This is a genomic window from Gordonia sp. CPCC 205333, from assembly GCF_048537885.1.
In the GTDB taxonomy this organism is placed as follows: domain Bacteria; phylum Actinomycetota; class Actinomycetes; order Mycobacteriales; family Mycobacteriaceae; genus Gordonia.
Genome location: NZ_JBCLVI010000004.1, coordinates 65,429 through 78,997 on the forward strand (window position 1 = coordinate 65,429; position 13,569 = coordinate 78,997).

The window sequence follows — 13,569 nt, forward strand, 5'->3', positions numbered from 1 at the left end:
TCGATTTCGAGTCGGGTCTGTCGCGCTGAGTGGGGTTTCAGCCCGGCGCAACCACCGCACGAGTGACGATCGAGACGAGTTCACGGATATGAGCGCCGTCGGTCGGTTGCTTGGTGACCAGGCGTCGGTACACGATCGGCCCGAACATCAGATCACGCACCATTTCCGAGGTGATATCGGATGCGATGGCTCCGGCTTGTCGGGCGCGGTTGATCATCCGGTCGAGGACCTTGCCGCGCGGTGAAAGGTACCGCGCGACGAGGTCACCGAGCTGCGGATCGTAATCTGCGCACGCATGCAGTTGCATGACGACGCCGAAATGTCCGCTCTCGATGAACGCGGTCAGGAAGTCGACCGCCGATTCCGTGAGATCAGCCATCGGGTCACCTGTATCGAACTCCCGAATCGGTGGCACCGAATGGGTTATCGCGGCAACCGCCAGTTCCGCCGTGGTAGCGCCACGTCGATAGATCGTCGATCGCGGAACGCTGGCTTCTGCCGCGACCTTGCTGATCGACAGTCCGTGAAAGCCACCGGCAGCCAGGAGCCGCAACGTCGCAGCGGTGATTTTGCGGGCCACCTCGGAGTCCGGTGGTCTGCCCGGGGGCCGACGCTCTTCCGAGTTCATCACCCGAGTATGTCATTACGCTTCACTATGTTGCGTAATTATGTATCGTACCGTTCTGTGAAGACACCAAAACTCGCGATCGTGGCCGTACTGACGTTCGCAACGATATCGGTCCTCGGCGCGACTCCCCCCGCGTCGGCGGCTCCCTCCTGCCCGTCGCCCGACGCCGGGGTATTGATCCGCACAGGCGAACCTGGGCTCTCGTGGGCAGAGAACGTCGGCTACGACCGCGACGGCAACCTATGGGTGTCACGCTCTCTGCGCAACGTCGTCGAACGCTATGACCGCAGCGGCCGACTGACCGGCTCAGTCGCCGTCGAGTCTCCCGGCGCGATTCGACTGGGGCCAGATGGCCGGATGTACGTCGCCGCTGGCGACTCCCCGGTGAATATGATTCCCGGCCTGCCGAGAACCGGCCGCATCATGGCCTTCTCCCCCTCCTTGAAACACCCCCGACCGCGGGCTTTTGCCATCGGCCTCGGGATGCCGAACGGTCTCGCATTTGCCACCGACGGCGCGATGTACGTGGCCGACAGCAACATTGGCGTCGTGCGAATCGACCCGCGCGGTGTGATCGACAAGTCGTGGACCGCGCGCGCACCAAAGAACCTGTCCCCCAACGCCGTCGTAAACGGCACGGGTATGAACGGCATCGTTATCATCGACGAGATCGCTTATGTCACACTCACTTCCAGCCTCACCGGCCGAATTCTGCGTATTCCACTTCGGCATCCGAATGCGGTCGGCGTCGCCGTCGATCTGACCGGACCACTGCCGGGCGTGGTCGACGACCTTGCCGCGCTCGACGATCACACCGTCGCCGCAGCCACCACGACTGGACAGGTGATCGTGGCGGACCTACGCACTGGCCGACGATGTACGGTGTCGCTGGGCGAACCACTGACCTCGGTAGCCGTCGTTCCCGCCCGAAGTCGCACCCTGGTCATCGGAACTGAGTCCGGAAATATCCGCCTAGTGCGCCTCTGACCACCGCACCACCGGCGAACCCCACGCAACAGGTCATCCCCAACACCGAAATGGTGTTGGGGATGACCTGTTGTGCAGGGTTTGCGAGTGCGGGTCAGCAACCGAAGGCGGACGCCGTCGATGCCGGCATACCTGTGCCGCTGCAGATGGAGCCGGTGCCCAGCGCGACGGCGCTCCACCCGCCACCGGTGTAGTGGAACGCCACCCGCGCGGGTTGCGCAGCACTCGACACGGTGGCGCCTATCGCCCAGTCCCCATCGCACTTGATGTTACCGAGGGTGAACGGCTGCACCAGCTGCGAGCCGTACTGCATGTTCGCCACGCCGTGCAACATCTCCGCGGTAGCCGAATCACAGTGCGACACAGCAGTTGTTGTCGCAGCCGGTGTCGACGTGACCGCGGGTGTCGGCGTCGTGGACTGAGTCGTTCTGGACTGGGTCGTCGTGGACTGGGTCGGCTTCGGACCGTCGGCAAGTGATTGCGAGGGCACGTCTTTGTCAGCGGTGATCGTCTTGCCGTTCAGTGTGTAAGTGACAGTCACCGGACCGCCGGTCGGATTGGCATTCGCATCACGCGAGTTGAGCCAGCGGTAGTTCACCGAAACCGAGCTATCCGTCCAACTGGCCACCGACGTGAATGCCGTGTTCCGGTCGGTATCGGTGCGCAGAAAACCGTCGGTGTCGAAGAAGAGCACCTGCTCGGGCGAACTCGCGGTTCCACCGCGCAACTCCGCTTCGACCCACATCAACTTCGGGCAATTGCCGAGTTTCGCGCTCGTGCCACGAACTGCCACCAGATCTCTTCCGTAGTAGGTATCGATGTTTCCGACGGCCCGCGTGACGACCGGCGACATCAGATCCAGACATTTTCCACCCCCGGCGGTCGCCGGCGTCCCCGCGTTACTCGGCGATGTCGAGTTGACCACCGGCGACGCTGGCGCGCCGGAGGTGGTCACCATTCCCGGTGACGTCACCGTGACCGACGGGCTCTTGGTGGGCAAGGCGATGTCGTCGCCAGGCTTACATCCGGTCACGGTCACTGCAATACAAGCCGCCACCCCGAGCGCGGTCACGAGTCGTTTCATGAGTCCCTCCATCGTTGGCTCTCCGGCCGTGGTGGCGAGTGAGCGGCAACGCGTGCTGCCGAGGGTGAATTCGCGCCGTCCCGTTCAACCGTTAGCACCCGGAACTACTGCCCATCCAATCGAATGACGAGCGGTTATGCCGTCAATTCGAGACGGCGGCCGCGACGCTCGCGAGCATCGGCAGCGATCCGGTGATCAGACCGAGGAGTTGGTCTCGATCAACATCGCCCTGATCGGCAAGCCATGCGAGAGTGACTTCTTCGACGAAGGATAGCCAGCCACTGACGGCCATCACTACCAGCGGAGTCACCTCGATTCCGAGGACTTCGCTGTAGTCGATGATGCGTTGACGCATGGTCGCGCGGGTCTGCGCGAAGACCTGCTGCAACGCCGGGTCGGCGCTGGCGGAACCACGAATGATCGCGCGATACGCGCCAGCATTGCCGTAGACGAAATCCACGAACGACGACATCGACACGCGCAAGATCTCCAGCGGGTCCCCCACCGTGGAATCGGGAGCGGTGCGTTCGAGCATGGCTTTGGCCTGCGCCGACGCCAGGGCGACATGGAAGTCCTGTTTGGACTCGAAGTAATGGAACAGCAATGCGCGCGACACCCCTGCGGCGTCAGCTATCGCCTCGGTCGTCACGTCTTCCAGTGCGTGGGCGCGCAACATCTCCATGCCGAGTTCGAGAAACTGCTCCCGACGTGCCTCGGGTGTCATACGCGTTCGTTTGGTCTGCGCGTCAGTTCGGGAGGTCACCAGCCAACCCTAACCCGCTATTGACATTTGTTCAATAGCTATTGACGACCATTCAATAGCGCTCTATGGTTGATGACCATGACAACGAGTGATGTACAAGTCGCGATCATCGGTGCAGGCTTCTCGGGCCTCGGCGCAGCCATCAAACTTAAGCAAGAAGGCATCTCTGACTTCGTGCTGCTCGACCGCGGCAGCGACTTCGGCGGAACCTGGCGCGACAACACCTATCCCGGAGCCGCGTGCGACGTACCGTCACACCTCTACTCCTATTCTTTCGCGCTCAACCCCTCGTGGTCGCGGTCGTATTCGCACCAGCCTGAGATCCACCGCTACATCAACGGCGTCGCCGACACCTACGGAGTTCGGTCCAACGCACGGTTCAATACCGAAGTGACACAGGCGAAATGGGACGACGCCGCATCCCAGTGGATCATCGAGACCGTGTCGGACGGCGTCACGAAGCAGATTCGCGCCGCGGTGATGGTCGGCGCTGTCGGCCCCCTCTGTGAACCGAACCTGCCAGATATCAAGGGATTCAACGATTTCGAGGGCAAAATTGTCCACTCGGCCCGTTGGGACAATGACTTCGACTACGCGGGTAAGCGCGTCGCGGTAATCGGCACTGGAGCGTCCGCGATTCAGATCGTTCCGCAGCTGGGCAAGATCACCGCGCAGCTCGACGTCTATCAGCGCACCGCGCCGTGGATCGTCCCGCGCAACGAGCGTCGCTACCTCAAGGCCGAGAACTGGGCGTTCAAGAATGTCCCAGGATATCAGGCAGCAGCGCGCGGAACCATTTACAGCGCAAGCGAATTCGTGGCGTTCGGAATGACTTACGCACCCGCCGTACTCAAGCCCGTCGAAGGCGTCTGCCGCGCGACGATCGCCCGCGCGATCAAAGATCCGGTACTGCGCGACAAGGCAACACCGAAATTCGCGGTCGGCTGCAAGCGCATCCTCAAGTCCAATGAGTGGTACCCGACGCTGGCTCGCGACAACGTCGACCTCGTCACCGACGGCATCGCGGAAATCACTTCGACGGGCATCAAGACCGTCGACGGCACCACCCGCGACGTCGACGTCATCGTGGTCGCCACCGGCTTCCACGTCACCGACTCCCCCGCCTTCGAGCGCATTGTCGGCGCCGACGGGCGCTCGCTCGCCGCGGTCTGGGAAGACGGCGGCATGCAGGGCTACAAGGGATCATTCGTACACGGGTTCCCGAATATGATGCTGATGGTCGGCCCGTCGACCGGCCTCGGTCATACCTCGATGGTGTACATGATCGAATCACAGCTGAACTACCTGGTTGACTACCTGAAGACCGCCCGCAGCGGCTCGATCACCCGGGTGGACGTCAAACCCGATGCCCAACGCGCCTACAACCAGCACATCCAGCGAAAACTGCGTCGTAGTGTCTGGACCAACGGCGGTTGCGCCTCCTGGTACAAAGATGCACACGGCAATATCACCACCCTGTGGCCCGGTTTCACCTTCGACTTCCGTCGGCTCACCCGCAGCTTTGACGTCGAGGCATTCGACGTCGTGCGCGGGGTGGCCAAGCCGGCCACGGCCACCAAGACATCGGTCACCATCGACGCAGTCACCTAGCCCCACAACGTCACTCACTTAAGGACTGATTATGAAAGACTTCCGCGGAAAAGTAGTCGTCATCACCGGTGCCGGCTCCGGCATGGGCCGCGACCTCGCCATCAAGCTCGCCAAGCGCGGCGCCAAGATCGCCATCTCTGACGTCGATCCCACCGGTCTGGCCGCGACCGAGAAGCTGGTCGCGGCGACTGGCGCGCAGGTACACAGCCAGCTTCTCAACGTCGCCGAGCGTGAAGCGGTGCTCGAATACGCCGACACCGTTGCCAAACATTTCGGCACCGTCAACGTCATCTTCAACAATGCCGGTATCGCCCACAACGGCGACGTCGAGAAGATGGAATTCAAGGACATCGAGCGCGTCATGGACGTTGACTTCTGGGGAGTTGTCAACGGCACCAAGGCATTTCTGCCCTACCTGATCGCATCGGGCGATGGCCACGTGGTCAACACCTCGTCGCTCTTCGGCCTGCTGTCCGAGCCCGGCCAGTCGGCCTACAATTCGGCGAAGTTCGCGGTACGCGGCTTCACCGAGGCGCTGAACCAGGAGATGATCGTCGCCAAGCATCCGGTCAAGGTGACCTGTGTGCACCCCGGCGGCATCAAGACCGCCATCGCGCGGAACGCGACAATGTCGGGTGACGACCCCAACCACGACAAGCTGACCGCAGCCTTCGAGAAGTACCTGCTGCGCATGCCGTCGGAGAAGGCCGCCGACATCATCATCCGCGGCGTCGAGCGAAACCGCGCTCGCGTACTGGTCGGAAACGACGCGAAATTCCTGGACCTGTGGGTCCGTCTGGTCGCCTCGGGCTATCAGGGCATCACCGCCCGGATCACCGCCCTTGGCACCAAGCGGTTCACCAAGTAACACCGGTCCCCGAAAACGGAGACACCAATGTCGCCGAGGGCAAGCTGCCCTCGGCGACATTGCTATCTCCAGATTGTTTAGTGGGTCAGTCCGTGGGTAACGACCCACCGCGCCGCCAAATTAGCCGGATCCGCACCGCGCGCCACCTCGCCGGACATCGCCACTAGGTCGCCTGCGGTCAATTCTCCTGCGACCTTGTTGATCGTTTTGACCTGCTCACGGTTCAACGCCGCACCGCGGTAAACCGGCACCAACTGCTGCGACAGCTCATTCTGGTTATCGGACGGCTTGTCCGACGCCGCTCCGGCCAGCCCCGCCGTGGTGACCGTCGTGGGGTCGGCAAGCGTAATGCCTTGTGGGAGAGATCTGTTCAGCTGAATGTAGGTTTGATCGAAGTCAGCGGCGGGCTCTGTCGACGCCGCTGTCGCATTCGTAGCGACGCTCTGCGGCACCAGCGCGGCAAGGAGTCGACCGCTGAACGCCGGAAAGAGATCTCGCTCCGCGCTGCCCATCGCAGTGAGTTGCGCGGTGTCGTCGGCGATGATGACCTCGGGCGAAACCTCGGTGCCGGCTGCAACGAGCACCGCCCGGTAGATATGAGCGACCATCCTCATCTCCGGTGCGGATGACGCACCAATGACAAGGGGACTCGACTCGTTCGATTCTGATGTCTGCACCGTGCAGCCGGTCAGGATCACCACACCCAGCAGCGCCGCGACCGCAGCGGTCAACCAAGTCGCCGAACGTCGGGAGCGAGACAATCGTTTCACGCGCACGTCATCAAGGTACCGGGTTCACCTCCGCTCGCTATGCACTCGGCATCGGGCCAGTTGTATCAGGAACCTGGGAGTAACATCTGCAACTGTGCCGTCGATACCCAGCATCCGCGGACCCGGCTGGGGACAGCCCGGTCGTCGCGACCAGTCGTCGCTCCCCCATATTCCCGTACCCGTCGCGCGCGCCATCGTCGACTGCGCTATCTACGTCGATGGACGGCGGCTCCCCGGAAAATACGCGTACACCGCCGCGCTACGCCAAGTCCGCGAACGCGGTGAGGGATTCGTCTGGCTTGGTCTGCACGCACCCGACGACGGCCAGATGCAGGGTGTCGCACAGGCTTTCGGCCTCCACGAGTTGATGGTCGAGGACGCGGTGCACGCACACCAGCGGCCGAAGTTGGAAATCTATGACGAGACTCAGTTCCTCGTGCTGCGCACCGTGAAGTACGTGGAACACGAGTCGATTCAAGCGACCAGCGAGGTGGTCGAGACCGGGGAGATCATGATCTTCTTCGGCAAGGATTTCGTCATCACCGTCCGGCACGGAGATCACACGCATCTGTCCGACCTCCGGCATCACCTGGAAAAGCGGCCCGAGCAGCTAACTCTCGGGCCGACGATGGTTATGCATTCCATCGCCGATCTCGTCGTCGACAGCTATCTCGCGGTCACCGACCGGATGGAGGATGACGTCGACGCGATCGAACAATCAGTGTTCGGGCGCGGCGGGCTCGATATCGACCCGGTCTATCTACTCAAGCGTGAAGTACTGGAGATGCGACGAGCCGTCGCACCGCTGATCGGCCCGCTAAGCCAGCTCACGGCGTCGAATCAGGTTCCCAAAGAAGTGCGACGCTACCTGCGCGACGTCACCGATCACCTCACCACTGTCATCGATCGAGTCATCGAATTCGACGACGTTCTGTCGTCACTACTCGATGCCGCTGCCGCAAAGGTTGCGCTGCAACAGAATACGGATATGCGCAAGATTTCGGCGTGGGTCGCCATGGCGGCTGGCCCCACGATGATCGCGGGCATCTACGGAATGAACTTCGACCATATGCCCGAATTACATTGGGGGTACGGCTATTACCTCGTGCTAGCGGTGATGGTATTGCTCACGATCGTGCTCTGGCGCAACTTCCGCAAACACAACTGGCTGTAAGTTCTTGGGTTATGCACCAACTCTTCTCCTACGGCACGCTGCGACTCGCATCCGTCCAACAAGCCACCTTCGGCCGGCTGCTCGACGGACACCCCGATGCAATCGTCGGATTTCGCAGCGAGATCCTGACCATCACCGACACCGAGGTCATCGCCCGCAGCGGAAGTGACAAACACCCAATCCTGCTGCGCGGCAGCGCATCCGATGTGGTCGAGGGAACCACCTTCACCATCGACGACACCGACCTCGCGGCAGCCGACGACTACGAGGTGGACGACTACACCCGGATCGAAGTGCCGCTCCGGTCGGGAGGCGTCGGGTGGGTCTATGTGTTTGGTAGAGCTGAGGCCAGCTCCGGCTGATCAGACACGGTCCGGCTAAATCGGAGTGATCCAAGACTGCCAGCCGCGGCGAGGCCCAGGCCCAGACTGGGAACACTCACAGTCGCGCGCCCGACCGGGCCGGATCGGTCACGTCGATACCGGCCTCCGTCCACGCATCACGCAGTGCCGCAGCGCCTTTCAGCCGAACCCACGCGGCTTCATTCGCAGTGATGGGAACTGCGCGCAGAAAGGTCACCGGGTCCATCGGGTCGGGCAATGCGAGATCAGCGATCTCGTCGGAAGCCAAAAGCAATGCGGTGCAAGATGATCCATCCCACAACGGCTCTCCCAGATCGACCAGCGCGTCAACCGACAGGATCAACCCCTCGACTGCGGGGGCGGCGGCAACGGTTGCGAGCCGCTTATGCAATCCCGGCAACGGCGATGCCGGAGACATTCGCACGACTATCTCCGCACGCGGTCCACGCACCGGGTCGGCGTGCAAATCGGTCGGATCACCCATCGGATGCCGGGAGCAACCGACGGTAGCGAATACCAACTGAGGTTGCCCGTCGACGTCGACGGGTATGCGCAGAACGTCGATCGGTTCGACGCCAAGGAACGTCACCGAGGCCCGTTGCGGTGCGGCATCACTCAGACTCGCGAGATGTCTGGTGACGAGTTCCGCGACCGATTCACTCACGGGTGCCACCCTACCGAGTCCGATGGGTCACGACGTAACCCGGGAGTGCCCGAGCGGATCGGTAGCCTCCTAGCCCTTGTGCAGATTCTGCCCAGTCACCTGATCGAAGACGGCGACCTTGTTCGGCTCGTAGAACAGCTCAGCCTGTGTACCTCTGACGACCGGCGATTCCGCATGCAGGCGGGCTACCATCTCGCCTCCGCCGAGGGCTGCCCCGGTCTCCGCGGAAAGCTCTGCGAGCGTTGCGCTTTCGGCTATCGGCGACGACACACTGAAGTACGCGTACTTATCCGAACCGAGTGACTCCAGCACTTCGACGTTGACTATGAAAGAGTTGCCGCGGCCACGCAACAATGGATCGACCATGGATGCGTCGGAGAGATGTTCCGGTCGGATTCCGATGATCACCTCACCGTTGCTATTGGTGCTACCGGCCCGTTGCACGATGCTCTGGTAGTCGGGTACCGCGATCGTGCCGATCGGTGTCTCGACACCGGCGGAACCGAGGCGTCCGGGCAGGAAGTTCATCGACGGCGAGCCGATGAATCCCGCGACGAAAAGATTCGACGGATCGTTGTACAGCTCAGCCGGCGTCCCGATCTGCTGCACATGGCCCCCGCGAAGCACCACCACCCGATCGCCGAGTGTCATCGCCTCAGTCTGATCGTGGGTGACGTATACCGTCGTCGTATTGAGCCGACTCTGCAGCCGCGCGATCTCAGTACGCATCTGAACACGCAGTTTGGCGTCCAGGTTCGACAGCGGCTCATCCATCAGGAACGCCTTGGGGGAGCGCACAATCGCTCGTCCCATCGCGACCCGCTGCCGCTGACCACCGGATAGATTCGCCGGCTTACGGTCCAGGTGCTTTTCTAGATCAAGGATGCGCGCTGCCTCGTCGACTTTCTGCGCGATCTCCGCTTTCGACAGCTTCGCCAGCGTCAACGGGAACGCGATGTTCTGCCGCACCGTCATATGCGGGTACAGGGCATAGCTCTGGAACACCATGGCGATGTCGCGGTCACGCGGCGCGCGCTCGTTGACACGCTCACCGCCGATCCTCAACTCCCCGCCGCTGATGTCCTCCAGCCCCGCAATCATGTTGAGCGTCGTCGACTTTCCACAGCCCGACGGCCCGACGAGGATGACGAACTCGCCGTCGGCGATGGAGAGGTTCACTCCGGCGACGGCCACCGAACCGTCGGCATACTGCTTGGTGACGTTGTCCAAGACGATGTCGGCCATGGATTATCCCTTCACCGCGCCGGAGGTGAGTCCGGCAACGATTCGACGTTGGAAGATCAACACAAAGATGATGATCGGAATGGTGATGACGACCGCGGCTGCGGCGATCGAGCCGGTCGGTTCCTCGAATTGTGAACTGCCGGTGAAGTTCGCGATCGCGACCGGCGCTGTGATCGCGCGCTCGGTCGAGGTCAGCGCCAACGCGAGCAGCAGGTCGTTCCAGGCGAAGATGAATACCAAGATCGCTGCGGTGACAACCCCGGGCGCCGCCAGCGGCACGATCACCCGACGAAACGCCTGCCACGGCGTCGCGCCATCCATCTTGGCGGCTTTCTCCAACTCCCAGGGAATCTCCCGGAAGAACGCCGAGAGCGTGTAGATCGCCAGCGGCAGCGCGAAGGTGATGTACGGAATGATCAATCCGAGCCAGGTGTCGAACAAGCCGACGCTGCGCTCGATGTTGAACAGCGGTGTGACGAGCGATATCTGGGGAAACATCGCGATCAGCAGTGCTGCGCCGATCAACAACTTCTTTCCCGGAAAGTTGAGCCGCGCAACTGCATAGGCGGCCATTGTCCCGATGATCACCGCGATGATGGTTGTGATCAGCCCAATGCCGATCGAGTTGATCAACGCACTGGTGAACGCACTGGTGTCGAAGATGCCCTGGTAGTTCTCCAGCGTCCATTCCTTGGGAATGAAACTGCCGTCTTTTACAGTGCCCGACGTCTTGAACGACAGACTCACAATCCACAGGACGGGTATGACCGCGTACAGGACCACGAGCAGGTTGGCGACGGTCCAGCCGACCTTCTTATTCACTGAAGTAGCCATGTCGCTCACTTCCCCTCCGCGTCGGAACCTGGTGCAGCTGTACCGAATCCAATGACGAATAGCGCCGCGATGATCGCCACACAGATGAAGATCACCACGCTTATCGCCGAACCGATGCCAAGGTTGAATGCCTTGAATAGGTTGTCGTAACCCAAGATTGAGACCGATCCGGTCTTATTCGCACCAGCAGTCAACACGTAGATATTGTCGAAGATCCGGAACGCGTCGAGTGTGCGGAACAGCAATGCCACCAGGATGGCCGGCTTCATCAGCGGAATGATGATGCGCCACAAGCGAGTCCATGCTCCGGCACCGTCGACTTCAGCCGCCTTGAGCAAATCATTGGGGACCAACGCCAACCCCGCGAGCAAGAGCAGCGCCATGAACGGCGTGGTCTTCCACACCTCGGCGAGCACGATCACCGCGAGCGACTGCCACTGTTGAGTTAGCGGCGCCGAACCGTCGGGTAGCAGATTGGCCAGATAGCCGGTCCCAGGCGTCCACGCGTAGTACCACGAGAACGCCGCGGCCACCGTGACGATGCCGTATGGGATCAACACCAGCGTCCGGATGGTTCCCTTACCGAAGATGGTGCGGTGCATGACCAAAGCGATCGCCATACCCAGGACCAACTCAATGGCAACGGAGACAACGGTGATCAGCAGGGTCACGCCGAAAGCCGTCCACCAATACGAGTCGGAAAGAACGGTCGCGTAATTGTCGAACCATACGAAGGAACTCTCCCCCGGTGCCGACAGGCTCGCCTTGTTCAGCGACAGCCAGAACGCGTAAATGATCGGGTAGCCAGTCACCACCGCCATCAGCAGCGCGGCCGGTGCGACCATCCAAAAGGCAAGGCGCCGTTCGCCGGAACGTCCACCCGATGCCTTCGCCGGCCGACGCGGTACAGCGGCGACCGCCGTCGGGCCGACCGACGCTGATCGCCGGACATTCGGTTCTTGCGCTGCGTCTGACGGTGCCGGATCGGGCAACGCGTGCCGACCGGCGCGGGCCGGTTCATCCCGACGGCCGTCGCCAATGGACCCATCGCGGTAGGTCATGGCACCAAACCTTCCCCATTGATTGCCTTACGTACCTGCTCCACCAGCGGGTCGACCAGCGCCTCGGGATCCCACTGTCCCACCGGGCTCAGTTTTGCCGTGATCAGGGTCGAAATCGATTGGTAGACCGGCGATGCCGGGCGAGCAGGAGCACCAGTGATCTCCAACTGCCGTCGAATGTCGTCACCCATCGGGTAACTCGCCTTGAAGTCGGGCTCATCGTAAATAGACGCAATGGTCGGTGGTGTGCCACCGGAAACGGCGTACTGCTTCTGCGCCTGCGCGTTGGTCAGGCACTGCGCAGCTTGGAACGCCAACTCAGGTTGGCGCGATGTACTCGCGACGGCGAGATTGATACCGCCGAGCGGAGGCCGCATCTTGTGATCGGCGCTGACGCCGGGATAAAGACCCCAGCTGAACTTGGTCCGAACCGCCCTATTCGCCGGTGCGAGTTCGGCGTCAGTCGGCGGATTCTCTTCGTCGGTCAGCATCGACGTGTACGGCGCCAAGGCCGGAATGATCTTGCCCGACGAATCGGTGAAGAACGGCACGTCGCCTGCTGCCGCGTTGGATCGCATCGACGCCCACACGAACGGCCAGTTGATCTCGAATGAGGCCTTGCCGGTCTCCATTCCGAGGCGGGCCGAACCCTCGTCGGAGTTGGTCAGCGACGGGTCATGTCCCTTAGCGGTTGCGACTGCCTTGAGAATGCTCAGCGCCTTGACGGTGGCCGCGCGATGCTCGGGAGTATCGGCGAGGGTGACTTTGTTCGGATCATTAGGGTCGAGGATTTGCCCACCCGCACTGGCGAGCACCGAGGTGAACCACACCATCAGGCCTTCATATTGCTTGCCCTGCACCATGATGTAGCTCGGGCCGCCGGCGTCGGTGATGGTCTTGTTGTCAGAAAGCAGTTGGTCCCAGGTCTTCGGCGGCGTGGCTCGCTGCAAGTACTGGCGCATCACATCCGGTCGATACCAGACGAATTGGGTGTTGGTCCAGGTTGGGATGGCATACAGCCGCTTCTCGGTGTCACTGGCCGTCTTCCAGCGCGCGGTTTCCAGCGGACCTGAAAGCGTTTGTGCGGAAATGGTTTTCGCGAGAGCATCGGGCACCGGTTTGATCCAACCGGCGTCGGCGAATTCCGCGGTCCACACCACGTCCATCCCCATTAGATCCAGTCCGTGATCGTTGCCAGCGAGACGTCGGGCCAGCTGGAGGCGCTGGTCGTCAGCCGACTTGGGCAGCGGCGTGCTCACGATGCGATAGGCGCCACCCGAACCGGCAGAACATTTTTCGGCGATCTTCGCGATCTCGGATGCACCATCCGCAGGCGGGTAGACATTGATAACTCCGGCTTGATACCCGGACCCGCATGCCGCAACCCCAGGGATTGCTATTCCGAATGCTGCCGCCGCGATGACCAATTTGGTCCGCAACCTGCGTTGCACGACGCCTCCTCACGCGTAGAAGTCACGAGTACAAATGACGGCTAACAGTAGCGGTAGCCGTTCGTGA

General features: G+C 61.9%; 14 protein-coding genes. 5 read left to right on the forward strand and 9 right to left on the reverse strand.

Translation table 11 applies throughout. From position 1 onward, the window contains the following. Positions 1 to 37: 37 nt before the first annotated feature. The gene (locus AAFP29_RS14805) at positions 38 to 628 is read right to left on the reverse strand and encodes a TetR/AcrR family transcriptional regulator (protein WP_419218163.1); all 591 of its coding nucleotides are present in this window, start codon (positions 626 to 628) and stop codon (positions 38 to 40) included. Positions 629 to 685: 57 nt separating this feature from the next. On the opposite strand from AAFP29_RS14805, the gene AAFP29_RS14810 reads away from it, so the two are divergent. Further along, complete coding sequence (locus tag AAFP29_RS14810) at positions 686 to 1,615, forward strand: SMP-30/gluconolactonase/LRE family protein (RefSeq protein WP_419218164.1); 930 nt, start codon at positions 686 to 688, stop codon at positions 1,613 to 1,615. 94 nt (positions 1,616 to 1,709) lie between these two features. Here the strand turns inward: AAFP29_RS14810 and AAFP29_RS14815 are convergent, their stop codons facing one another. Next, positions 1,710 to 2,699, reverse strand: a complete 990-nt coding sequence (locus AAFP29_RS14815) for an LppP/LprE family lipoprotein (protein ID WP_419218165.1) — start codon at positions 2,697 to 2,699, stop codon at positions 1,710 to 1,712. Between the two features lie 142 nt (positions 2,700 to 2,841). Continuing rightward, positions 2,842 to 3,462, reverse strand: coding sequence for a TetR/AcrR family transcriptional regulator (locus tag AAFP29_RS14820; RefSeq protein WP_419218166.1), 621 nt, complete (start codon positions 3,460 to 3,462; stop codon positions 2,842 to 2,844). Positions 3,463 to 3,540: 78 nt separating this feature from the next. Between AAFP29_RS14820 and AAFP29_RS14825 the strand changes: the two genes are divergently transcribed. Next, positions 3,541 to 5,073, forward strand: coding sequence for a flavin-containing monooxygenase (locus AAFP29_RS14825; protein ID WP_419218167.1), 1,533 nt, complete (start codon positions 3,541 to 3,543; stop codon positions 5,071 to 5,073). Between the two features lie 31 nt (positions 5,074 to 5,104). Next, positions 5,105 to 5,941, forward strand: a complete 837-nt coding sequence (locus AAFP29_RS14830) for an SDR family NAD(P)-dependent oxidoreductase (RefSeq protein WP_419218168.1) — start codon at positions 5,105 to 5,107, stop codon at positions 5,939 to 5,941. Positions 5,942 to 6,018: 77 nt separating this feature from the next. Here the strand turns inward: AAFP29_RS14830 and AAFP29_RS14835 are convergent, their stop codons facing one another. Then, entirely contained in the window at positions 6,019 to 6,717 is a 699-nt protein-coding gene (locus AAFP29_RS14835) for a hypothetical protein (RefSeq protein WP_419218169.1), read from the reverse strand. 97 nt (positions 6,718 to 6,814) lie between these two features. On the opposite strand from AAFP29_RS14835, the gene AAFP29_RS14840 reads away from it, so the two are divergent. Both AAFP29_RS14840 and AAFP29_RS14845 read left to right on the forward strand, forming a co-directional pair. Continuing rightward, the gene (locus AAFP29_RS14840) at positions 6,815 to 7,885 is read left to right on the forward strand and encodes a magnesium and cobalt transport protein CorA (RefSeq protein WP_419218736.1); all 1,071 of its coding nucleotides are present in this window, start codon (positions 6,815 to 6,817) and stop codon (positions 7,883 to 7,885) included. Between the two features lie 11 nt (positions 7,886 to 7,896). After that, the gene (locus AAFP29_RS14845; RefSeq protein ID WP_419218170.1) at positions 7,897 to 8,247 is read left to right on the forward strand and encodes a gamma-glutamylcyclotransferase family protein; all 351 of its coding nucleotides are present in this window, start codon (positions 7,897 to 7,899) and stop codon (positions 8,245 to 8,247) included. Positions 8,248 to 8,323: 76 nt separating this feature from the next. Here the strand turns inward: AAFP29_RS14845 and AAFP29_RS14850 are convergent, their stop codons facing one another. From AAFP29_RS14850 to AAFP29_RS14870, 5 genes are all read right to left on the reverse strand, one after another. After that, positions 8,324 to 8,911 (reverse strand): suppressor of fused domain protein, encoded by a 588-nt coding sequence (locus AAFP29_RS14850; protein WP_419218171.1) that lies wholly within the window; start codon positions 8,909 to 8,911, stop codon positions 8,324 to 8,326. A 69-nt stretch (positions 8,912 to 8,980) separates the two neighbouring features. Beyond that, positions 8,981 to 10,156, reverse strand: coding sequence for an ABC transporter ATP-binding protein (locus AAFP29_RS14855; protein WP_419218172.1), 1,176 nt, complete (start codon positions 10,154 to 10,156; stop codon positions 8,981 to 8,983). A 3-nt stretch (positions 10,157 to 10,159) separates the two neighbouring features. Continuing rightward, entirely contained in the window at positions 10,160 to 10,990 is an 831-nt protein-coding gene (locus AAFP29_RS14860) for a carbohydrate ABC transporter permease (protein WP_419218173.1), read from the reverse strand. A gap of 5 nt (positions 10,991 to 10,995) precedes the next feature. Continuing rightward, positions 10,996 to 12,051: a carbohydrate ABC transporter permease gene (locus tag AAFP29_RS14865; RefSeq protein ID WP_419218174.1), complete on the reverse strand. Its 1,056-nt coding sequence runs from the start codon at positions 12,049 to 12,051 to the stop codon at positions 10,996 to 10,998. Continuing rightward, positions 12,048 to 13,502: an extracellular solute-binding protein gene (locus AAFP29_RS14870; protein ID WP_419218175.1), complete on the reverse strand. Its 1,455-nt coding sequence runs from the start codon at positions 13,500 to 13,502 to the stop codon at positions 12,048 to 12,050. The genes AAFP29_RS14865 and AAFP29_RS14870 overlap by 4 nt, the downstream gene beginning before the upstream one ends. Positions 13,503 to 13,569 lie beyond the last annotated feature (67 nt).

Coding starts and splice junctions, on each gene's coding strand:
- AAFP29_RS14805 (WP_419218163.1), bottom strand. CDS start 628: ATGAACTCGGAAGAGCGTCGGCCCCCGGGCAGACCACCGGACTCCGAG.
- AAFP29_RS14815 (WP_419218165.1), bottom strand. CDS start 2,699: ATGAAACGACTCGTGACCGCGCTCGGGGTGGCGGCTTGTATTGCAGTG.
- AAFP29_RS14825 (WP_419218167.1), top strand. CDS start 3,541: ATGACAACGAGTGATGTACAAGTCGCGATCATCGGTGCAGGCTTCTCG.
- AAFP29_RS14830 (WP_419218168.1), top strand. CDS start 5,105: ATGAAAGACTTCCGCGGAAAAGTAGTCGTCATCACCGGTGCCGGCTCC.
- AAFP29_RS14845 (WP_419218170.1), top strand. CDS start 7,897: ATGCACCAACTCTTCTCCTACGGCACGCTGCGACTCGCATCCGTCCAA.
- AAFP29_RS14855 (WP_419218172.1), bottom strand. CDS start 10,156: ATGGCCGACATCGTCTTGGACAACGTCACCAAGCAGTATGCCGACGGT.
- AAFP29_RS14860 (WP_419218173.1), bottom strand. CDS start 10,990: ATGGCTACTTCAGTGAATAAGAAGGTCGGCTGGACCGTCGCCAACCTG.
- AAFP29_RS14865 (WP_419218174.1), bottom strand. CDS start 12,051: ATGACCTACCGCGATGGGTCCATTGGCGACGGCCGTCGGGATGAACCG.